Genomic DNA, 21,912 nt, shown 5'->3' with positions numbered 1-21,912 from the left:
TAATTTATCATAGATTATGGGTTCTCATTACGAAGCACCAATAAGAAAGCCTTTAGTTACTGGAAACAAGTCATATCACGATGTAACTCTTGATATAGCTAGACCAGTTGAAGGAAGAGCAAACAAGCAGTGGTGGATAGTCTTCTCTATTTCATTAGCTTGCTTCCTTTGGGGAGTAGGATGTATCATCTACACAATATCTACAGGTATTGGTACATGGGGTTTAAATAAGACCGTAGGTTGGTCTTGGGATATTACTAACTTCGTTTGGTGGGTTGGTATTGGTCACGCCGGTACACTTATTTCCGCAGTATTATTATTATTCCGTCAGAAATGGAGAATGGCAATTAACCGTTCTGCAGAAGCAATGACGATTTTTGCCGTAGTTCAGGCAGGTTTATTCCCTTTAATTCACATGGGTCGTCCATGGTTAGGTTACTGGGTAGTGCCGATTCCAAACCAATTTGGATCACTATGGGTAAACTTTAACTCACCTTTATTATGGGATGTATTCGCAATCTCAACGTATTTATCAGTGTCGTTAGTTTTCTGGTGGACTGGTTTATTACCTGATTTTGCAATGTTACGTGATAGAGCTGTTAAGCCTTTCCAGAAAAAGATTTACGGTTTAGTAAGTTTCGGTTGGTCTGGTAGAGCAAAAGATTGGCAACGTTTTGAAGAGGTATCTTTAGTATTAGCAGGTTTAGCTACTCCTTTAGTACTTTCTGTACACACGATTGTATCGTTTGACTTCGCAACATCGGTTATTCCTGGTTGGCATACAACAATATTCCCTCCTTACTTCGTAGCAGGAGCGGTATTCTCAGGATTCGCAATGGTAAATACTTTATTAATTATCATGCGTAAGGTATGTAACTTCGAAGATTATATTACAATGCAGCACATTGAGCTAATGAACTTAATTATTATGATTACTGGTTCTATTGTTGGGGTTGCATATATTACAGAATTATTTGTCGCTTGGTATTCAGGTGTAGAGTATGAGCAGTATGCTTTCTTAAACAGAGCAACTGGACCTTACGCTTGGGCATATTGGGCAATGATGACTTGTAACGTATTCTCTCCACAGTTTATGTGGTTTAAGAAATTAAGAAGAAGTATTATTTTCTCTTTCGTTATTTCTATTGTTGTAAACATAGGAATGTGGTTCGAGCGTTTCGTAATTATCGTTACTTCGTTACACAGAGATTATTTACCATCTTCTTGGACAATGTTCTCGCCAACATTTGTAGATATAGGTATCTTTATTGGTACTAATGGTTTCTTCTTCGTATTGTTCTTATTATACTCTAGAACATTCCCTGTAATTGCTCAGGCGGAGGTTAAATCGATATTAAAGTCATCTGGAGATAAATACAAAAAAGTAGAAGGTCATGAGTAGTCATAAAGTAGTTCAGGCAATGTATACTGATGATGATGTGTTAATGGATGCTGTAAAAACAGTAAAAGAAGCACATTATCATATAGAAGAAGTGTTTACGCCTTTCCCTGTTCACGGGTTAGATAAATTAATGGGATTAGCACCAACTAGATTAGCTATTTGTGCATTCTTATATGGATTGGTAGGTTTATCTGTTGCTACCGTAATGATGAACTTCATTATGATAGAAGATTGGCCACAAAATATTGGAGGAAAACCTAGTTTTAGTTATTTAGAGAACATGCCGTCTTTTGTGCCAATTATGTTCGAATTAACGGTTTTCTTTGCAGCTCACTTAATGGTTATTACTTTTTATATGAGAAGTAAATTATGGCCATTTAAAAAAGCTGAGAATCCAGATGTAAGAACAACAGACGATCACTTCTTAATGGAAGTTTCTGCTGGAGATAATGTAGATGCTGTTAAGGCCTTATTAGAAGGAACTGGAGCAGTTGAAATTAACGTAACTGAAAAACATTAATCACAATGAAAGTTTTAGTTAAAGTATTAGTAGTGGTAGGAATGATAGGATTCACTTCTTGTTTTAATAAGAAGCAATCTAACTATCAATTCTTTCCAAACATGTATGAGTCGGTAGGATACGAAACATACCAAGAAGTAGAAGGTGTACCTTACGGTGGATTTAAAGATAAAATGGAAGCTCAATTACCAGTAGATGGTACTATAAAAAGAGGATGGATTCCTTTCGATATAGATAATACAACAGAAGGTAGAGCATTTGCAAAGGACAGTTTAACGAATCCTTTACCAAAAACAGAAGCTAACATGGCTACAGGTAAAGAATTATTCGATATTTATTGTTCAGTTTGTCATGGTAAGAAAGGTAAAGGAGATGGAGCTTTAGTAAAGAGCGAAAAATTCTTAGGAGTACCTAATTACAAAGACAGAGATATTACAGAAGGTAGTATTTACCATACTATTTACTACGGTCTTAACTCAATGGGGTCTCACGCAGGTCAATTAAATGAGAAAGAACGTTGGCAAGTAACTATGTATGTAGACAAGCTAAATGCAGATTTAACTAAATAAGAAACAGATTAAGATATAGATATGTACGAGTTTTCTGGAAAATTAAAACTATGGGCTATCGGATTTATGGTAGTTGGGTTGCTAGGAATAGCATATGGATTCATTTCTGCTCCTAAATCAACCGAAGACGTAGAAGCTATTTTAAAATACGAGGCTGAACATGGTCACGGTCATGATACAGCTCACGCTGCAGATGCACACGGAGCCGATTCACATGCAGATCCTAAAGAACATGCTGATCATGTTGAACATGTTATGCATCTGTTACAAAACAAACCTTGGTCTGCAGTTTATGTAGCATGTTTCTTCTTTATGATGATAGCTTTAGGAGCATTAGCTTTTTATGCAATACAAAGAGCTTCGCAAGCAGGTTGGTCTCCAATCTTATTCAGAGTAATGGAAGGGGTTACCTCTTACTTGCCTATTGGGTTAGGTATCATGTTAGTATTATTATTCATGTCTACCATGGGGCACATGAATCATATATTTGCTTGGACAGATCCAGTATTAATAGATCCAGACCCTGAAAATACTAAGTTCGATAAGTTATTATTCAACAAAAAAGGTTGGCTAAATAGCGGATGGTTCATGGTTAGAGCAGTAATATTTGCTTTATTATGGTCTGCTTACCAGTTTATTTCTAAGAAGTTGTCTAGAGCTCAAGACGATGCTACAGATAACTCTAACTTTAAAAAGAACTTTAAATTAGCTGCTGCATTCTTAGTAGTGTTTATTTATACAGAATCAATAATGTCTTGGGACTGGATTATGTCTTTTGATCCACACTGGTTCTCTACATTATTCGGATGGTATGTTTTTGCTAGTATGTTTGTAAGTGGTATTACAGTTATTTGTTTAGTAACTATCTACTTAAAAGCAAAAGGATATTTACCTAAAGTAAACAACAGTCATATACATGATTTAGCAAAATTCATGTTTGCTATTAGTATTTTTTGGACATACTTATGGTTCTCTCAATTCATGTTAATTTGGTATGCTAATATACCTGAAGAGGTTACATACTTTGTAACAAGAATTCAAGATTACAATTTACCATTCTTTGGTATGATAGTAATGAACTTTGTGTTCCCAATATTAGTGTTAATGAACAGTGATTACAAACGTGTTAACTGGTTTGTGGTTATGGCAGGTATAGTTATTTTATTAGGACACTATGTAGATGTGTTTAATATGGTAATGCCAGCTACAGTAGGAGATCGTTGGTCTTTCGGAATTACTGAAGTATCGGCTGTATTGTTCTTCTTAGGATTGTTCATCTTTGTTGTGTTTACTGCTTTAACTAAGGCGCCATTAACACCTAAGAGAAACCCGTTTATTCATGAAAGTGAACACTTTCATTATTAATAGTATTTAAAATAGATATCAGATAAGTAATGACAGCTTTTTTAAACATAGTAGTAGTACTTTTAGTAGCCATTTCATTATGGCAATTATCTAAAGTCTTAAAGATTTACAAGGCATCTAAAAATGATACCTTACAGGCAAATGACGAAGACAACAAGACGCAAGGTAACTTGATGTTAGGTTTCTTAATTTTCCTTTTCGTATTTGTAGTTTACGGATTGTTTAAGTGGGGACACTTAGTTTTAAGTCACCCAGCTTCTGAGCACGGTGTAATGGTAGATAACCTAATGAACATTTCATGGGTAGTTATTTTTGCAGTGTTCTTCTTAACTCAATTTTTATTACACTACTTTGCATTTAAGTATCAAGGTAAAGAAGGTCAGAAAGCATTATATTTCTCAGATTCGAATAAGTTAGAGTTAATCTGGACTATTATTCCAGTAATTACTTTAGCAGGTTTAATTCTTTACGGATTATACGGATGGAATCAAATTATGTCTTTTGACTTTGAAGGTGAAGAAGAGCCTTTAGTAGTTGAATTATACGCTCAACAATTTAGCTGGACAGCAAGATATGGTGGAGCAGATAATACTTTAGGAGATGCTAACGTTCGTTTAATAAACGCTGATAAAGTTAATGTATTAGGTTTAGATACTTCTGACCCTAACTATGCTGATGATGTTATTGTAAAAGAAATTCACTTACCAGTAGGTAGAAAAGTTTGGTTTAAAATGAGATCTCAAGATGTATTACACTCTGCTTATATGCCTCACTTTAGAGCTCAAATGAACTGTGTTCCTGGTATGGTTACAGAGTTTGCTTTTACTCCTACAATCACCACAGAAGAGATGAGAGAGATGCCACACATTATTAATAAAGTGGCTAACATTAATGAGTTAAGAGCTAAACGTAGAGCTGCAGGTGAAGAATTAGATGATTATACGTTTGATTACCTGTTAATCTGTAACAAGATTTGTGGTAAATCACACTATAACATGCAATTAAAAATTGTTGTTGATACTCCAGAAGAGTACGAAGCTTGGATGAAGCAACAAAAAACAGCTAAAGAAGTTATACTTAAGTAAGCTTCCTATTTAAAAGATAAATCAACTAACAATATAAAGTAAGATATAAAGTTATGTCACACGACGATCACGGACACCACAAGGAAACTTTTATTACAAAATATTTGTTTACTATAGATCATAAAATGATCTCTAAACAATTCTTAATTACTGGTTTAATTATGGGTATCATAGGTATTATGATGTCTATGTTATTCCGTATTCAAATTGCTTGGCCAGAAGAGCCATTTGCAATAATGGAAATTCTTTTAGGAGACAAACAAGCTCCAGGAGGAGTAATGGACGCTAATACTTATTTAGCATTAGTTACTATTCATGGTACTATCATGGTATTCTTTGTATTAACAGCAGGATTAAGTGGTACGTTTTCTAACTTATTAATTCCATTACAGATTGGAGCAAGAGATATGGCGTCAGGTTTCTTAAACATGATTTCATATTGGTTATTCTTCTTATCTAGTGTTGTAATGGTTATCTCTTTATTTGTTGAGGCTGGACCAGCAGCAGCAGGTTGGACAATCTATCCTCCTTTATCGGCATTACCACAAGCTATGCCAGGTTCTGGAGCGGGTATGACTCTATGGTTGGTATCTATGGCAATATTCATTGCTTCATCGTTAATCGGATCGTTAAACTATATCGTTACAGTAATTAACTTAAGAACAAAAGGTATGTCTATGACTCGTTTACCATTAACGATTTGGGCATTCTTTGTAACAGCAATTATTGGTGTATTATCATTCCCAGTATTATTTTCAGCTGCTTTATTATTAATTATGGATAGAAGTTTTGGTACTTCATTCTACTTATCAGATATTTTTATCGGTGGAGAGGTGTTACATTACCAAGGAGGTTCACCAGTATTATTTGAGCACTTATTCTGGTTCTTAGGTCACCCTGAGGTATACATTATCTTATTACCAGCATTAGGAATTACTTCTGAGGTTATTGCTACTAATTCTCGTAAGCCAATATTTGGTTATAGAGCCATGGTAGCATCTATCTTAGCAATTGCATTCTTATCGTTTATTGTTTGGGGTCACCACATGTTCGTATCAGGTATGAACCCATTCTTAGGATCTGTATTTACATTTACTACTTTATTAATTGCAATTCCATCTGCTGTAAAGGCATTCAACTTTATAACAACGCTATGGAAAGGTAACCTACAGTTCAATCCTGCGATGTTATTTGCAATTGGTTTAGTATCTACTTTTATTTCAGGAGGTTTAACAGGAATTATATTAGGAGATAGTACATTAGATATCAATGTGCACGATACGTACTTTGTTGTAGCTCACTTCCACTTAGTAATGGGTATCTCTGCTTTATATGGTTTATTAGCGGGTGTTTATCACTGGTTCCCAAGAATGTTTGGTAGAATGATGAATAAAAAATTAGGTTATATTCACTTCTGGATTACTGCAGTTTGTGCTTACGGAGTATTCTTTCCAATGCACTTTACAGGAATGGCAGGTTTACCAAGACGTTATTATACAAATACAAACTTCCCAATCTTCGATGATTTAGCAGATGTAAATGTTATCATTACAATCTTTGCTTTAATTGCAGGAGCGGCACAGTTAATATTCTTATATAACTTCTTTGGTAGTATCTTTAGAGGACCTAAAGCTCCTCAGAACCCATGGAGATCTAATACTTTAGAGTGGACTGCGCCAGTAGAGCATATTCATGGTAACTGGCCAGGTGAATTACCAGAGGTACACCGTTGGGCTTATGATTATAGTAAGCCAGGTCATGACGAAGATTTTGTTCCGCAAAATGTTCCAATGAAACCAGGAGAAGAGCAATTGCACCACTAAAAGGGTAATTGAATAAAATATACTTAAGCGCTATCTGAAAAGATGGCGCTTTTTACTTTAATTTCTTATTGTTTCTATGAGAAAGAAAACATCAAACATTGTGGTTGTTTTAGTCATTTTGTATTTAAGCATTATCGTTGGGTTAAATATTAAAGGATCTTTTGATCTTAAAAGTAAAGGAGTCTTTGCTATTTCTGAACTTATAGAAGTTAGTAAGATCAGGTATACTAAAAGAGCTAAATTTAAGTACTGGAATGGTGAGCAATATGCATTTGTTTTTTTTTGATTTACATTTTTGGGATACCATGCCAAAAGTAGGAGATAAGTATTTAATAGTTTATTTAAAGAACAATCCAAGAGTTGATTATGTTTTTCTTGAAAAGAAATTACCAGATAATGTAGATATTGAAGATGATGTTGATAAATTTATACCTGATAAAATTGAAATTAATTTTTTAAGAATTTAAAATGATGAAAATATTAGTAATGTTAACTTTCTTTTTAGCTACTGTTAATTGTGTACAAGGTCAGTTAAAAGAAGATGTTTTAGGTGTTTGGAAGGTAAATAATACTAAAAAGGATATAACATATGAATTTACTAAGGAAAATTTTTTGTACATAACAACATCTAGTTACATTGAACAAGATGGAAAAAAGAACTTATTAGAGAAAATAGAAACGTTTAAGTTTAAGAATGATTATAAAGAGAATCAAGATTATATTGATTTAGGTTTATATGATTCATTTATGGGAGAAGTTATTGAAATAGAAAAATTAATTTATCAAGTTTATGAAGATAAAATGGTATTATGTAAATCAGAAAACAGTAAGATAAGACCAAAAGACTGTCAATACATACACGGAAAGATTATTCTAATTAAAATGTAAATAAATTGATTTTACTTGCTAGCGCTAGTTTATAACTAGTGTTGTGTATGAGTAAGAGGATTAAAATAATAATAAGTTTATAATAGAGAGCTATGCAGTAAAATGTGTAGCTTTTTTTATGATCCTTATAATATCATTTCTTTATTCCCTATTTTTACACAAGCTAAGTACATTTTACACCATGAATGAAAATCTAAACCCATCTAATAAAAATTTTAATCCAGAAGAATTAGATATAGAAAGAGCTTTGAGACCTCTTTCTTTTCAAGACTTTTCAGGGCAAGATCAGGTGTTAGAAAACTTAGAGATTTTTGTTCAGGCTGCCAATATGCGAGGAGATGCATTAGACCATACTTTGTTTCATGGTCCTCCAGGTTTAGGTAAAACAACTTTAGCGCATATATTAGCTAATGAGCTAAATGTGGGTATAAAAGTTACTTCGGGTCCTGTATTAGATAAACCAGGAGATTTAGCAGGTTTATTAACCAACTTAGAAGAGCGTGATGTGTTGTTTATAGACGAGATTCATCGTTTAAGTCCTATTGTAGAAGAGTACTTGTATTCTGCTATGGAAGATTATAAAATTGATATTATGATCGAGTCTGGTCCTAATGCAAGAACAGTACAGATTAACTTAAATCCGTTTACATTAGTTGGTGCTACTACTCGTTCAGGCTTGCTTACAGCACCTATGCGTGCTCGTTTTGGTATCCAATCTAGATTGCAATACTATACTACCGAATTGTTATCTACTATTATACAAAGAAGTGCTCATATTTTAAATGTGCCTATTTCTATGGAGGCAGCAATAGAGATAGCTGGCAGAAGTAGAGGAACACCTCGTATAGCAAATTCATTACTACGTAGAGTGCGTGATTTTGCACAGATAAAAGGAAATGGTAAAATAGATATAGAAATATCTAAGTTTGCCTTAAAAGCCTTAAATGTAGATGCGCATGGCTTAGATGAAATGGATAATAAAATCTTGGCCACAATTATCGATAAGTTTAAAGGTGGACCGGTAGGTATTACAACATTAGCTACTGCTGTATCAGAAAATGGAGAAACTATAGAAGAAGTATACGAGCCGTTTTTAATTCAACAAGGTTTTATTCTTCGTACTCCGAGAGGTAGAGAGGTAACCGAGTTAGCTTATAAACATCTAGGTAGAATAAAAGGAAATATTCAAGGAGGATTGTTTTAATCGCAGGACGATAGCCAAGGAATAATTCATGAACTTGGCAGTTGTGAGAAGTTTAATAATTTAGGATTAGTGTTTATTTGAGACATTGTTATGTCTGTATTCAGAAATAATGAACGAAAATACGGAAGTGCAAATCGAAGATTTAAGCATGAAGTATTGAAAGAGAGTGGTGCAAAGCAATTTCCTTTATACGGACTTGATTTTTTGATTCGTTTTTTATCAAGAATTGCGGAGCACATCACGAACACCTATAAATATCGATATAGAATAAGTGAGTAAAAAATGAATAAAAGCTTTTAGTAAAGAGTATGTTATTGTAATAGAAGAGTAATTGAATTAAAATGAAAAATACCACACTGCATAAAGTCTCTTTTTTTAAGGTTTTATTAAAAACAAGAGGTATTTTAAAAAACCCACTTCCTTTTCATAACGAAAACTTTACGAAGCATGGCGATAGCTTTTCGATTAGTTTAGGAAAAGGGAATCCAATTATTTTCACCAGAGACCCCATTATAGCTAAATATATTCTCCAGAAGAATAACAAAAACTATATTAAATCAGAATTACAAACCAAATATTTAGCTAAGTATATTGGTAATGGTTTGCTAACTGCTAGCGGTAATTATTGGTTGCAGCAGAGAAGGTTAATTCAGCCAGCTTTTCATAAAAAAAAGTTAGAAAGTTTAATGAGTATAATGCTTTCTGAAATTCAGAAACAACTTCAGAAAATACCTAAAAATAACTCTGTAGATGTTTTTCCTATTATGAATGATTTGGCCTTTCATGTAGTTGCTAAATCTTTATTTAGTTATACAGATAAAGGAAATAAAATTCAGAGACTACAGGAAATTACCGAAACCGTACAAGAAATGGTTGTAAAAGAATTGAGGCAACCATTTAAAAAATGGTGGTTTCAATTAAACGGGAGTTTAAAAAATACCCATTTATTGAGTGAAGAGTCTAGAAAGATTCTTTTAGAGATAATAGAAGAGAGAAGGTTAGCTAAAAGTAAGCCTGATGACTTGCTGCAAATGTTATTAGACTCTAAGTATGAAGATGGTACTTCTATGACCAACGAACAATTAATAGATGAGATATTGATTTTGTTTGTAGCGGGGCATGAAACTACTTCGAATGCTTTAACTTTTTCATTTCAGTTAATAGCCAAGAATCAGGAAGTTCAGGATAAGATTAGAGAAGAAGTAGAAGTAGAAGTAGTAGATAATGAAGATATATTGGGGAGTATTCAGCAACTATCCTTCACAAAGCAATGCATAGAAGAAGCAATGCGTTTGTATCCGCCAGTTTATTTTATAGATAGATTGAGTATAGAAGATGACGAGTGTAACGGAGTAAAGATTCCTAAAGGTACTCAAGTTTTAATGTCTGTGTACGAAATGCATCAGCATAAACAATATTGGGATAATGCCCAAGAATTTAATCCAGATAGATTTCATCCAGACCGTAAAAAAGAATATTCAGCTAGTTACTTTCCGTTTGGAGCAGGTCCAAGAATGTGTATAGGGAATAATTTTGCTATGTACGAGATGATTTTAACGCTTGCAGAAATAGTAAAAGATTACGAGCTAGAACCGGTAAGTAAAATAGATATTAATCCGCTTATTACGTTAAAGCCTAAAAAAGCAATAATTCGGTTTAAGAGCAGAAAGTAGTAATAGTTTTGGTATTTTTGATTTGAATTCATGAATACTAAGGCAAAACATACAGAATTGATAAAAGCCGAAGCTAAACGCCTCGGTTTTTTGTCTTGTGGTATTAGTGAAGCAGGTTTTTTAGAAGAAGAAGCTCCTCGTTTAGAAAAGTGGTTAAATAAGAACATGAACGGACAAATGCAGTATATGGAAAACCATTTTGATAAACGTTTAGACCCTACTAAGTTGGTTGAGGGGTCTAAATCGGTTATTTCGTTATTACTAAATTATTACCCTCAAAAGTTACAAGTAGCAGAAAGTTATAAAATTTCTAAGTATGCTTATGGGCAAGATTATCATCATGTAATTAAGCATAAGCTTAAATCGTTGTTGAATTTTATAGAAGAGGAAATAGGAGAGGTAGCTGGTCGTGCTTTTGTAGATTCTGCTCCGGTATTAGATAAGGCTTGGGCAGCGAAAAGTGGATTGGGTTGGATAGGGAAGCACTCCAATTTATTGACTCAACAAGTTGGTTCTTTTTATTTTATAGCCGAATTGATAGTAGACTTAGATTTAGAGTACGATTCTGTTACTACAGACCATTGCGGTACCTGTACCAAATGTATAGACGCTTGTCCAACACAAGCCATTACAGAGCCTTATGTGGTAGATGGTAGCAAGTGTATTTCGTATTTTACGATAGAGTTAAAAGAAAATATACCCAACGAGTTTAAAGGACAGTTTGATGATTGGATGTTTGGTTGCGATGTATGCCAAGATGTATGCCCATGGAACCGATTTTCTAAACCACATAATGAACCTTTGTTTAATCCTAAACCAGAGTTAATTAGTATGACTAAAAAAGACTGGGAAGAAATTACCCAGGAAGTGTTTAGTACCGTTTTTCAAAAATCGGCTGTTAAGCGAACCAAGTTTGCTGGCTTACAACGAAATATACAATTTTTAGAAAAAAAGTAGCTTTGGTTTAACCAAAGTAGTTAGAACAAAACAACAAATTAACTTTGTCAATTCATTCAGACTTATAACTTTGTACACTTATTCAAAACAGAATTATGAGTAAATCTAGAACAAGGCATGAGGCACTAATTTATCATGCAAAGCCATCTCCAGGGAAAATAAAAGTTGTACCAACCAAAAAATACGCAACACAAAGAGATTTATCGTTAGCTTATTCGCCAGGAGTTGCAGAGCCTTGTTTAGAAATTGCTAAAGATCCCAGTAAAGTTTATCGCTATACTACTAAGGGTAACTTAGTAGCGGTAATATCAAACGGTACAGCAGTTTTAGGGTTGGGAGATATTGGTCCAGAAGCTTCAAAACCAGTAATGGAAGGAAAAGGCTTACTGTTTAAAATTTTTGCAGATATAGATGTTTTTGATATAGAGGTAGATGCTAAAGATGTAGGTGCTTTTGTAGAAACTGTTAAGAATATTGCTCCTACATTCGGAGGAATTAATTTAGAGGATATAAAAGCGCCAGAAGCTTTTGAGATAGAAAGAAGGTTGAAAGAAGAGTTAGATATACCAGTAATGCACGATGATCAGCATGGTACAGCTATCATATCTTCAGCAGCATTATTAAATGCATTAGAATTAGCAAATAAAAAAATTGGCGAGGTAAAGATAGTAGTTTCTGGAGCAGGTTCTGCGGCTATATCTTGTGCGAACTTATATGTAAGTTTAGGAGCTAAGGTAGAGAATATTATAATGTTTGATGTAGATGGAGTGTTACATAAGAATAGAACAAATCTATCACCAGAACAGTTTAAGTTTGCTAACGGAAAAGAAGGAGTAGGTTTAGCAGATGCTATGCAAAAAGCAGATGTGTTTTTAGGTTTGTCGGTAGGAAATGTGTTAAAGCCAGAAATGTTATTAAGCATGGCGAACGACCCTATTGTTTTTGCAATGGCCAATCCAACTCCAGAAATAGGTTATAATCTAGCAAAAGATACTAGAGATGATATTATTATGGCTACCGGAAGGTCAGATCATCCAAACCAAGTAAACAATGTATTAGGTTTTCCGTTTATTTTTAGAGGAGCATTAGACGTGCGTGCTACAAAAATTAATGAAGAAATGAAGTTGGCTGCAGTATATGCTTTAGCAGAATTGGCTAAAACACCTGTTCCTGAACAAGTAAATATTGCTTATGGTGAAACAAAACTATTATTTGGTAAAGACTATATAATACCTAAGCCTTTCGATCCTAGGTTAATATCAGAAGTTCCACCTGCTATAGCTAAGGCGGCAATGGATTCTGGTGTGGCATTAGAACCAATAGAAGACTGGGACAGGTATAAAGAAGAGCTGTTGCAGCGTTTAGGGTCCGATAATAAATTAGTTCGTTTAATTCACAGAAGAGCAAAGTCTAATCCTAAGAGAATTGTTTTTGCAGAAGCAGATCATTTAGATGTGTTAAAGGCAGCTCAAATTGTGTACGATGAAGGAATTGGAGAGCCTGTTTTATTGGGAGATAAAGAAGTTATTTTAGAGTTAAAAGAAGAAATTGGTTTTGATGAAGAAGTAACCATTATTGATCCTAAAACAGATGAAGAGAAAGGTAGAAGAGAGCGTTATGCCAAAAAGTATTGGGAAAAATCTAAACGAAAAGGAATAACCTATTTAGAAGCGCAAAAATGGATGCGAGAGCGAAATTACTTTGCTGCAATGATGGTGAACGAAAAAGATGCAGATGCGTTAATTACGGGTTATTCTAGAAGTTATCCAACGGTAGTAAAACCTATGTTAGAACTCATTGGTATGGCAAAAGGAGTTTCTAGAATTGCAGCTACTAATTTAATGATGACAGAAAGAGGTCCAATGTTTTTATCAGATACCTCTATTAATATCAATCCGTCAGAAAGAGAATTAGCTATTATTGCTAAGATGACAGCTAGAACTGTTAAACTTTTTGGAATGGAACCAGTAATTGCCATGATGTCTTATTCTAATTTTGGTTCGTCTAAACATCAAAGTGCTCAAAAAGTTTCTAAGGCAGTGTCTTTTTTACATAAATACTATCCAGATTTAATTGTAGACGGAGAGGTGCAAACAGATTTTGCATTGAATTCAGAAATGTTAAAAGAAAAATTTCCTTTTTCTAAATTAGCAGGAAAGAAAGTAAACACCATGATTTTCCCTAATCTAGATACTTCTAATATTACCTACAAAATGCTAAAGGAGCTAAATAAGTCAGATTCTATCGGGCCAATTTTAATGGGGATGAATAAACCGGTACATATTTTACAGTTAGGAGCAAAAGTAGAAGAAATGGTAAATATGGCTGCAGTTGCAGTTGTAGATGCTCAGCAAAAAGAAAGGAAAGAGCTGTCAGAAATGCTGTAGGCTATCCCAAAAAAAAGTGTATTTTTGGTAATTATTTGAATCAAATTTGATGATTGCACAGCTTAGAGGGAAATTAATAGAGAAGAATCCAACCAATGTTATAATAGACTGTAACGGAGTAGGGTATGAAGTAAATATATCGCTACATACGTTTTCTTTACTGCCTAAAGGTGAAGCGATTCAATTATTCACGTTTCTTCAAGTTAAAGAAGACGCTCATACTTTATGGGGGTTTATAGAAAAATCTGAAAGAGAAATTTTTAAACTTCTTTTATCTGTATCTGGAGTAGGGTCTAGTACAGCAAGGATGGTTTTGTCTTCATTAACGCCAAAACAAGTTTTACAAGCAATTGCAACTGCAGATGTAGCAGTCATCCAATCAGTAAAAGGGATTGGGGCAAAAACTGCTCAACGTGTCATATTAGATTTAAAAGATAAAGTGTTAAAATTATTTGATATTGATGAAGTAGCTGTTAATTTGGGCAATACAAACAAAGAAGAAGCGTTATCTGCTTTAGAAGTCTTAGGATACAATAGAAAACAAGCTGAAAAGGCTTGTAATAATGTATTAAAAGAAACCCCAAATGCAACTGTTGAAACCATTATTAAACAAGCATTAAAAAGTCTGTGATTATCATTAAAATAAAGCCCAGTATGAGCAAAATAGCTCTAGTAGCATTTTTCTTTGTAACTATATTTAGTGCTAAAGTTTTTGCACAAAACCCAGTGGTGCAAGATTCAATTCAACCTAAAGAAGGATTTAATTTAGGGCAATTAAATGTTCCAAATCCAGCTAGTATTAGTTCTAAATATACTTATGATCCTTTAACAGAACGTTATATATACACAGAAACAATAGGAAATTTTAATATTGATTATCCACTTATTTTAACTCCAGCAGAATATGAAGAGTTGGTGCTAAAAGAAAGCATGCAGGCATACTACAAAGAAAAATTAGATGCTATAGAAGGAAAGAAAGAAGGAAGTGAAGAAGCACAAAAAAATTTATTGCCAGCTTTTTATGTAAACTCTAGCTTTTTTGAAACCATTTTTGGAGGAGATACTATTGAAGTAATACCTCAAGGTTCGGTAGAAATGGATATAGGTTTTTTGTATAACAAACAAGATAATCCATCACTTTCTCCTCGAAACAGAAGAAACTTTACTTTTGATTTTGATCAACGAATTAGCTTAAGTTTACTAGGTAAAGTAGGTAAACGTCTTCAGGTAACAGCAAATTACGATACAGAGTCGGTTTTTGATTTTCAGAATCAAATCAAATTAGAATATACACCTACAGAAGATGATATTATCAGAAAAATAGAAGTAGGTAATGTTAATATGCCATTAAATAGTGCATTAATAACGGGAGCACAAAGTTTATTTGGGGTAAAGACAGAATTGCAATTTGGTAAAACCAATGTGACAGCTGTTTTTTCTGAACAAAAATCACAAAGAAAAACGGTAACAGCTCAAGGAGGAGGAACTTTAGAAGAATTTGAATTGTTTGCTTTAGATTATGATGAAAATCGTCACTTTTTTTTAGGGCAATATTTTAGGAATAATTACGACAATGCATTGGTTAATTATCCATTTATTAATTCTAATGTTCAAATTACTCGAATAGAGGTTTGGGTAACTAATAGAAATAATACAACTAATAATGTTAGAAATATAGTTGCGGTTCAAGATATTGGAGAGTCAGGAGTTTTAGGAGAACCATCTGTTCCTGTGTTTGCTTCTGCAAATGCTTTTCCAGATAATAGTAACAATGGTTTAAATCCAGAAACAATAGGTGCGGGGTCTACTCTAACGAGTTCTATAAGAGATATAGCAAATGTAGATGCCGGTTTTGGAACTTTAGCGCCAGTGTTTAGTGAAGGAATAGACTATGCTAAATTAGAAAATGCAAGAAAATTAAACCAAAATCAAGAATATAACTTAAATACTCAATTAGGATACATATCACTAAATCAGAAATTGAATAATGATGAAGTGTTGGCGGTTGCTTATCAATACACAGTTAATGGTCAAGTGTATCAGGTTGGAGAATTTGCTACAGATGGAGTAGATGCAACAGAGGTTGATGATAACTCAGGAGCAGTAACCAATCAAAACTTGGTGCTAAAAATGTTAAAGAGTAACATTACTAGTGTAGACGAGCCTATATGGGATTTAATGATGAAAAATGTGTATCCGTTAGGAGCTTATCAATTAAGTCAAGACGGGTTTAAGTTAGATGTTTTATATACAGATCCATCACCAATAAATTACATTACTGATACAGATGGGGTTGCTTTGCCTGTAGGTGTTGCAGAAACAACCTTACTGCAAGTTTTTGATTTAGATAAGTTAAATGCAAATAATGATCCTGAAACTGGTGGAGATGGTTTTTTCGATTTTGTTCCAGGGGTAACCGTTAATACACAAACGGGTAGTGTTATTTTTCCTCAAGTAGAGCCATTTGGAGAGTATTTATTTGAAGAGCTTCGAACGAATATATCTGAAGACTACAACGGCGATGAAACGAACCCAGCAGCGTTTAATGCCAATCAAGCTAAATATGTTTATAGGTCATTATATGCTTCTACCAAAACGGTTGCAATGGAAGAAGCAAATAAAAATAAGTTTCAGTTAAAAGGACGTTATAAATCTACTGGAGGAAATGGAATACCTTTAGGTGCGTTTAATGTTCCTAGAGGATCTGTTACGGTTACCGCTGGAGGAAGACAATTAGTCGAAGGAGTTGATTACACGGTAGATTATTCTTTAGGAAGAGTACAAATTCTAGATGAAGCACTTACGGCATCTAATATACCTATAGATGTTTCTGTAGAAAACAATGCAGTTTTTGGTCAACAGAACAGACGTTTTATGGGGGTGAATGTTGAGCATAAATTTAACGAGAACTTCTTGGTAGGAGGTACTATTTTAAACTTAAGTGAAAGACCGTTAACTCAAAAGGCTACTTACGGTTACGAGCCAATAAATAATACAATTGTTGGGTTTAATGGTAATTATTCTACGGAGTTACCTTTTTTAACGAGGTTAGTTAATAAATTACCTAATGTAGATACAGATGTGCCTTCAAATCTATCGGTTAGAGGAGAATTTGCATATTTGTTACCAGGATCGCCTAAAAGAACTAATTTAAATGGCGAGGCTACTACTTATGTTGATGATTTTGAAGCTTCTCAAACCTCTATAGATGTTAAATCACCTTTAGCCTGGTTTTTATCAAGTACTCCAAGAGGGTATTCATTAGGAGATGTAGCAGACGAAGAAGTTCCGCAAGATAATTTGGCAGCTGGTTTTAGAAGAGCAAAGATGGCTTGGTATAACATTGATCCTATATTTTACAGTAACCAAAGACCATCAGGTATTTCAGATAATGATATATCATCTTTAGCAACTAGTAGAGTTTTTATAGATGAAGTTATAGATCAAGATATTGCTGTAGGACAAACAACTGTTTTAAATACATTAGACTTGGCTTATTATCCTGATACAAAAGGACCATATAATAACAGGTCTCAAGCAGATGTTCAGATGAATCCTCAAAGAAACTGGGCAGGAATTACTAGGCAATTAACGACTACTGATTTTGAACAGGCTAATGTGGAATATATGGAGTTTTGGATACAAGATCCATATTATGACTCGGCCAATGCAGATCCGGTAATACCTAGTAATGGTGGTAAAATAACCATTAACTTAGGTAGTGTTTCTGAAGATGTATTAAAAGATGGAAGGAAATTATATGAAAATGGTTTGCCAGCCAATGGGGCAATAGAGCCTTCTGTTGTAACTGGAACTACATGGGGTAATGTGCCAGTTAATCAGGCTTTAATTTATGCTTTTGATACAGATGGAGCAGAAAGAACCAATCAAGATTTAGGCTTAGATGGGTTAAATGATGCTAATGAAGCATCTATCTATAATGTAGGAGCGGCAGAAAACCCAGAAGATCCAGCAGGAGATAATTATAATTATTATTTAAATGCTAATGGAACAATTTTAGAACGTTATTTAAATTATAACGGAACTCAAGGTAATTCACCAGTTGATGTTACAGATACAAACAGAGGGTCTACTACTCAGCCAGATGTAGAAGACATCAATCGAGATAATACTATGAATACAATTGATAGTTATTATCAATATGAAATTGATTTCGATTCTAACATGCAATTAGATGCCTCTAATCCATTTTTAAGAGACATAAAATTTTCTCGAAGAGACATGCCAAACGGGTCTTTTAAAAATGTTCGATGGTTACAATTTAGAGTACCGTTAAGAGATCCTAATCCTAATGATGATTCAGATGGTATCAAAGCAATTGGTGGTATTAGTGATTTTAGATCGGTGCGTTTTATGCGTCTGTTTTTAAGTGAGTTTGACGAAGATGTAGTTTTGCGTTTTGGAACTTTAGAATTGATAAGAGGAGACTGGAGGATTTATTCTCAAACATTAGATTTAGAGCCAGATAATAATTTAGACGTTACAGAATTTGAAAGTGGAGCAGTTAATTATCAAGAAAATGCTAACTATGTATTACCTCCAGGAGTAACTGTAGAAGAACTATTTAACAATAATAGTATATTAAGACAGAATGAGCAGTCTTTATCTGTTAGGGTAAAAGATTTAGAAGAAAATGATGCAAGAGCAGTATTTAAAAATATTCAAATAGATATGTTACAGTTTAAGAAGTTGCGAATGTTTCTACATGCGGCTCCTTACGATGTAAATACTCCTTTAGCAGATAATGATGTTTCTGCTATTGTTAGAATGGGTAACGACTTAAATAGTAATTACTATGAAATAGAGAAGCCTCTTGCTGTTTCAGACTTTAATGCTTCAACTGCTGAAAGTTTATGGTTGCCATCGCAAAATAATTTAGAGATTCCATTAGATGTATTAACAAGGGTAAAAGCTAGTAAGATTACTACCTCTGGTATAATTACAGACTTAACCTATTTTGATGTTTCTCCAAATGGTGAAATTACAGATACAGCGGTAGATCCTTCAACAGGAGAGCCTACAACAGATATAGATCCTGCGGTAGTGGCTTATAGAGTTGCAGTAAAAGGTAATCCTAGTTTAGGGAACATAAGATCTTTAATGTTAGGGGTTAGAAACAATAGTACTACAGATAAAAGTGCAGAAGTTTGGTTTAACGAATTGCGCTTGTCTGATATGGATAATAAAGGCGGTTGGGCAGCTTTAGCAAGTGCCGATGTTAATTTAGCTGATTTTGCAAATATTTCGGCTACAGGAAAAAGAAGCACAGTTGGTTTTGGAACTCTAGAACAAGGGCCTAATGAACGTAGTAGGGACGATGTAAAACAATACGATGTTGTAACCAATGTAAATGTTGGGCAACTCTTACCTAAAAAATGGGGGCTCCAAATACCGTTTAATTATGCAGTAGGAGAAGAGATTATAACTCCTAAATTCGATCCATTGTATCAGGATATTGAATTAGAAACTATTATAGATCAAGATCCAGACAATGAGGAGTTTTACAGAAATAGAGCAGAAAATTATACCAAAAGAAAAAGTATCAATTTTATAGGGGTAAGAAAAGAAAGAACGGGTGAAGCTAAGCCAAGGTTCTATGATATTGAAAATGTTACTGTATCGTACTCGTATAATCAAGTAAATCATAGAGATTATGAGGTCGAAAACTTTTTAGAGCAACAAGTGCGAGCAGGTTTGACTTATGGTTATGGTTTTGAGCAAAAACCTATTGAGCCACTTAAGAAGATTAAAATGTTTGATAAAAGTAAATATTTTAAAATCTTAAAAGATATTAATTTCAATTTACTGCCATCAAATATTTCCTTGAGTACTAATTTTAATAGGTTGTACAATAAACAACGTTTTAGAAATGTTGATGATGTCAGTGGAGGGATTCCGTTACCAGATTTGTATAAACGTAACTATACATTTGATTGGCAATATAACATATCGCATAATCTAACTAAAAAACTACAATTTAATTTTTCTGCAACAAGAAACAATATTGTTAGAAATTATGTAGATAATCCTTTAGCAGCATTACCTGTAATTGATCAAACCAAGACAGTTTGGGATGGTTTCTTTGATATAGGAGACCCTAATAGACATGCGCAGCAATTACAATTAAATTATGAATTGCCATTAGATAAATTACCAATGTTTAGCTTTGTTAAGTCAAACTATACTTACACAGGTGATTTTCAATGGCAAAAAGGACCCGATAGTCAGAATAACGGAAGTATACCTGGTGTTCCACGAATTGGTAACTCTATTCAAAATGCTCAAACCCATAGTTTAAATGCTTCATTAGATATGAAGAAATTTTATAAATATGTTGGGCTTACAAAAAAGAATTTTAAAAAGACATACGCTCAAAAGCTTCGTCCTAAAAAAGACAGAAAAACAAAGCGTTTGGAATTCTTAAAAGGAAAAGATTCATTAACTGCCGATCAAGAAATAAAGAGAGAGGTAAAAGTTAAAAAGTTAGAAGAACAACTAACTGCTATAAAAGAAAAAAGTAAAACCAAGCCTAAAGCTACTATTGCTAATAAAATATTCAATGCAGGTGTAGATGTTTTATCTTCTGTTAAAAAAATTCAAGTAGCATACACAGAAAACAACGGAAGTTATATACCGGGGTATTTGCAAGGAATAGGTTTTATGGGAACCTTAAAACCATCTTTAGGTTATGTGTTTGGAGCTGAGGCTGAAAACTTGCGTTTTGAGGCAGCTAGAAAAGGTTGGTTAACATTATATCAAGATTTTAACGAACAATACACCAGAAGTAAATTAAGAACATTAAATATATCGGCAAATCTTGAGCCAGTTAAAAATTTAAAAATTGATTTAATTGCTAATAGAAACTATCAGCATAATTATTCAGAGAATTTTAGGGTAGTGGGTGCAGATCCGCTAACCGGTTTAGGAGGAACATATGAAGCCTTAACACCTAATACTTTTGGTAACTTTAGTATATCTACCATGTTAATTAAAACGGCTTTTAGTAAGAGTGATGAAAATCAATCAGCTGCATTTGATCAATTTAAAGCTAATAGAAGAGAGGTTGCATTGCGTTTAGCTCAACGAGATGGAATAGATATTACCGATCCAGCTAACTTTGAAAATAACGATGCGGTAAATGGCTTTCCTAATGGCTATGGAAAAACAAGTCAGCAAGTATTATTACCAGCTTTTTTAGCAGCTTATTCAGGTCAAGATGCAGGAAAAACTAAGTTGGGAGCCTTTAGAAATATACCAATACCAAATTGGACTTTAAAGTATACAGGTTTAATGCAGTATAAGTGGTTTAAGAAAAAATTCAAACGTTTTTCTTTATCTCATGGTTATAAGGCAGATTATACCATAAATCAATTTAGAACTAATTTAGATTTACAAGCAAACCCTGGAGATAATATAGATCAGGCAGGTAATTTTAAGAGTGAAACTATATTTTCAAATATTAACTTAACAGAACAGTTTAGTCCTTTAATAAAGGTAGATTTAGAAATGAAAAACTCAATAAGAGTAGGTTTAGAATATAGAAAAGACAGGGCCTTATCATTGAGTTTTGATAATAATTTAATGACCGAAATTCAGGGTAAAGAATATATAGTTCAGTTAGGGTATAGAATAAAAGACTTGCGTTTTAAAACCAAGTTTGGAGGAAAAGCAACTACTTTAAAGGGGGATCTAAATATTAAGACAGATTTGTCTTTAAGAAATAATAAAACAATTATTCGTTATTTAGATTTAGAAAACAATCAAGTTACAGCTGGTCAGAAATTATTTAGCGGTAAATTAACTGCAGATTATGCTTTAACTAAAAATTTCACAACCTTGTTTTATTTTGATTATACCTTCTCAGATGCGGTTATTTCAACTTCTTTTCCTCAAACTACTATGCGAGGAGGGTTTACCCTAAGGTATAATTTTGGTAATTAAGTATCGTTAAAAAATATAATGACTGTTGGATAAATAAAAACGAAAAATTACATTTGCCAAATATTAAAGAATCAAAT

The 21,912-nt window shown here is 33.5% G+C and carries 16 protein-coding genes; all 16 read left to right on the top strand.

The window, feature by feature from the left end:
• The first annotated feature begins 16 nt into the window (after window positions 1–16).
• The 16 genes from nrfD to sov all read left to right on the top strand — a co-directional run bounded on the left by nrfD (window position 17) and on the right by sov (window position 21,835).
• Window positions 17–1,402, top strand: a complete 1,386-nt coding sequence (nrfD, locus tag ACFQ1O_RS06540) for an NrfD/PsrC family molybdoenzyme membrane anchor subunit (RefSeq protein WP_377714574.1) — start codon at window positions 17–19, stop codon at window positions 1,400–1,402.
• Window positions 1,395–1,922, top strand: a complete 528-nt coding sequence (locus ACFQ1O_RS06535; RefSeq protein WP_377714572.1) for a DUF3341 domain-containing protein — start codon at window positions 1,395–1,397, stop codon at window positions 1,920–1,922. The genes nrfD and ACFQ1O_RS06535 overlap by 8 nt, the downstream gene beginning before the upstream one ends.
• A 5-nt stretch (window positions 1,923–1,927) precedes the next feature.
• A complete protein-coding gene (locus ACFQ1O_RS06530) occupies window positions 1,928–2,491 on the top strand; it encodes a c-type cytochrome (protein ID WP_377714570.1) in 564 nt (187 codons plus the stop codon).
• A gap of 21 nt (window positions 2,492–2,512) precedes the next feature.
• Entirely contained in the window at window positions 2,513–3,856 is a 1,344-nt protein-coding gene (locus ACFQ1O_RS06525) for a quinol:cytochrome C oxidoreductase (RefSeq protein ID WP_377714568.1), read from the top strand.
• A gap of 29 nt (window positions 3,857–3,885) precedes the next feature.
• Window positions 3,886–4,941: a cytochrome c oxidase subunit II gene (locus tag ACFQ1O_RS06520; protein WP_377714566.1), complete on the top strand. Its 1,056-nt coding sequence runs from the start codon at window positions 3,886–3,888 to the stop codon at window positions 4,939–4,941.
• Between the two features lie 53 nt (window positions 4,942–4,994).
• A complete protein-coding gene (locus ACFQ1O_RS06515; RefSeq protein WP_377714564.1) occupies window positions 4,995–6,764 on the top strand; it encodes a cytochrome c oxidase subunit I in 1,770 nt (589 codons plus the stop codon).
• A 76-nt stretch (window positions 6,765–6,840) separates the two neighbouring features.
• Window positions 6,841–7,050 (top strand): hypothetical protein, encoded by a 210-nt coding sequence (locus ACFQ1O_RS06510; protein WP_377714562.1) that lies wholly within the window; start codon window positions 6,841–6,843, stop codon window positions 7,048–7,050.
• 19 nt (window positions 7,051–7,069) lie between these two features.
• A complete protein-coding gene (locus tag ACFQ1O_RS06505) occupies window positions 7,070–7,231 on the top strand; it encodes a hypothetical protein (RefSeq protein WP_377714560.1) in 162 nt (53 codons plus the stop codon).
• A 1-nt stretch (window position 7,232) separates the two neighbouring features.
• Window positions 7,233–7,652 carry a hypothetical protein gene (locus ACFQ1O_RS06500; RefSeq protein WP_377714558.1) on the top strand — a complete coding sequence of 140 codons (420 nt, stop codon included), beginning with the start codon at window positions 7,233–7,235 and terminating at the stop codon, window positions 7,650–7,652.
• Between the two features lie 181 nt (window positions 7,653–7,833).
• Entirely contained in the window at window positions 7,834–8,856 is a 1,023-nt protein-coding gene (ruvB, locus tag ACFQ1O_RS06495) for a Holliday junction branch migration DNA helicase RuvB (RefSeq protein WP_377714556.1), read from the top strand.
• 90 nt (window positions 8,857–8,946) lie between these two features.
• Entirely contained in the window at window positions 8,947–9,135 is a 189-nt protein-coding gene (locus ACFQ1O_RS06490; RefSeq protein WP_377714554.1) for a hypothetical protein, read from the top strand.
• A 62-nt stretch (window positions 9,136–9,197) separates the two neighbouring features.
• The gene (locus tag ACFQ1O_RS06485) at window positions 9,198–10,529 is read left to right on the top strand and encodes a cytochrome P450 (protein ID WP_377714552.1); all 1,332 of its coding nucleotides are present in this window, start codon (window positions 9,198–9,200) and stop codon (window positions 10,527–10,529) included.
• Between the two features lie 30 nt (window positions 10,530–10,559).
• Complete coding sequence (queG, locus tag ACFQ1O_RS06480) at window positions 10,560–11,486, top strand: tRNA epoxyqueuosine(34) reductase QueG (RefSeq protein ID WP_377714550.1); 927 nt, start codon at window positions 10,560–10,562, stop codon at window positions 11,484–11,486.
• 95 nt (window positions 11,487–11,581) lie between these two features.
• Window positions 11,582–13,873: an NADP-dependent malic enzyme gene (locus ACFQ1O_RS06475; protein ID WP_377714547.1), complete on the top strand. Its 2,292-nt coding sequence runs from the start codon at window positions 11,582–11,584 to the stop codon at window positions 13,871–13,873.
• 49 nt (window positions 13,874–13,922) lie between these two features.
• Window positions 13,923–14,504 (top strand): Holliday junction branch migration protein RuvA, encoded by a 582-nt coding sequence (gene ruvA / locus ACFQ1O_RS06470; RefSeq protein WP_377714544.1) that lies wholly within the window; start codon window positions 13,923–13,925, stop codon window positions 14,502–14,504.
• 23 nt (window positions 14,505–14,527) lie between these two features.
• The gene (gene sov, locus ACFQ1O_RS06465) at window positions 14,528–21,835 is read left to right on the top strand and encodes a T9SS outer membrane translocon Sov/SprA (protein WP_377714543.1); all 7,308 of its coding nucleotides are present in this window, start codon (window positions 14,528–14,530) and stop codon (window positions 21,833–21,835) included.
• Window positions 21,836–21,912: the final 77 nt, after the last annotated feature.

The sequence above is a fragment of the Pseudofulvibacter geojedonensis genome, assembly GCF_042675745.1.
GTDB lineage: Bacteria > Bacteroidota > Bacteroidia > Flavobacteriales > Flavobacteriaceae > Pseudofulvibacter > Pseudofulvibacter geojedonensis.
Note: the sequence above shows the minus strand (reverse complement) of the source record. Positions and strands in the feature narration are given on the sequence as shown.

Excerpts from the sequence above, each read along its gene's own strand:
- nrfD (WP_377714574.1), top strand. The coding sequence starts at position 17 with ATGGGTTCTCATTACGAAGCACCAATAAGAAAGCCTTTAGTTACTGGA.
- ACFQ1O_RS06535 (WP_377714572.1), top strand. The coding sequence starts at position 1,395 with ATGAGTAGTCATAAAGTAGTTCAGGCAATGTATACTGATGATGATGTG.
- ACFQ1O_RS06530 (WP_377714570.1), top strand. The coding sequence starts at position 1,928 with ATGAAAGTTTTAGTTAAAGTATTAGTAGTGGTAGGAATGATAGGATTC.
- ACFQ1O_RS06525 (WP_377714568.1), top strand. The coding sequence starts at position 2,513 with ATGTACGAGTTTTCTGGAAAATTAAAACTATGGGCTATCGGATTTATG.
- ACFQ1O_RS06520 (WP_377714566.1), top strand. The coding sequence starts at position 3,886 with ATGACAGCTTTTTTAAACATAGTAGTAGTACTTTTAGTAGCCATTTCA.
- ACFQ1O_RS06515 (WP_377714564.1), top strand. The coding sequence starts at position 4,995 with ATGTCACACGACGATCACGGACACCACAAGGAAACTTTTATTACAAAA.
- ACFQ1O_RS06510 (WP_377714562.1), top strand. The coding sequence starts at position 6,841 with ATGAGAAAGAAAACATCAAACATTGTGGTTGTTTTAGTCATTTTGTAT.
- ACFQ1O_RS06505 (WP_377714560.1), top strand. The coding sequence starts at position 7,070 with ATGCCAAAAGTAGGAGATAAGTATTTAATAGTTTATTTAAAGAACAAT.
- ACFQ1O_RS06500 (WP_377714558.1), top strand. The coding sequence starts at position 7,233 with ATGATGAAAATATTAGTAATGTTAACTTTCTTTTTAGCTACTGTTAAT.
- ruvB (WP_377714556.1), top strand. The coding sequence starts at position 7,834 with ATGAATGAAAATCTAAACCCATCTAATAAAAATTTTAATCCAGAAGAA.
- ACFQ1O_RS06490 (WP_377714554.1), top strand. The coding sequence starts at position 8,947 with ATGTCTGTATTCAGAAATAATGAACGAAAATACGGAAGTGCAAATCGA.
- ACFQ1O_RS06485 (WP_377714552.1), top strand. The coding sequence starts at position 9,198 with ATGAAAAATACCACACTGCATAAAGTCTCTTTTTTTAAGGTTTTATTA.
- queG (WP_377714550.1), top strand. The coding sequence starts at position 10,560 with ATGAATACTAAGGCAAAACATACAGAATTGATAAAAGCCGAAGCTAAA.
- ACFQ1O_RS06475 (WP_377714547.1), top strand. The coding sequence starts at position 11,582 with ATGAGTAAATCTAGAACAAGGCATGAGGCACTAATTTATCATGCAAAG.
- ruvA (WP_377714544.1), top strand. The coding sequence starts at position 13,923 with ATGATTGCACAGCTTAGAGGGAAATTAATAGAGAAGAATCCAACCAAT.
- sov (WP_377714543.1), top strand. The coding sequence starts at position 14,528 with ATGAGCAAAATAGCTCTAGTAGCATTTTTCTTTGTAACTATATTTAGT.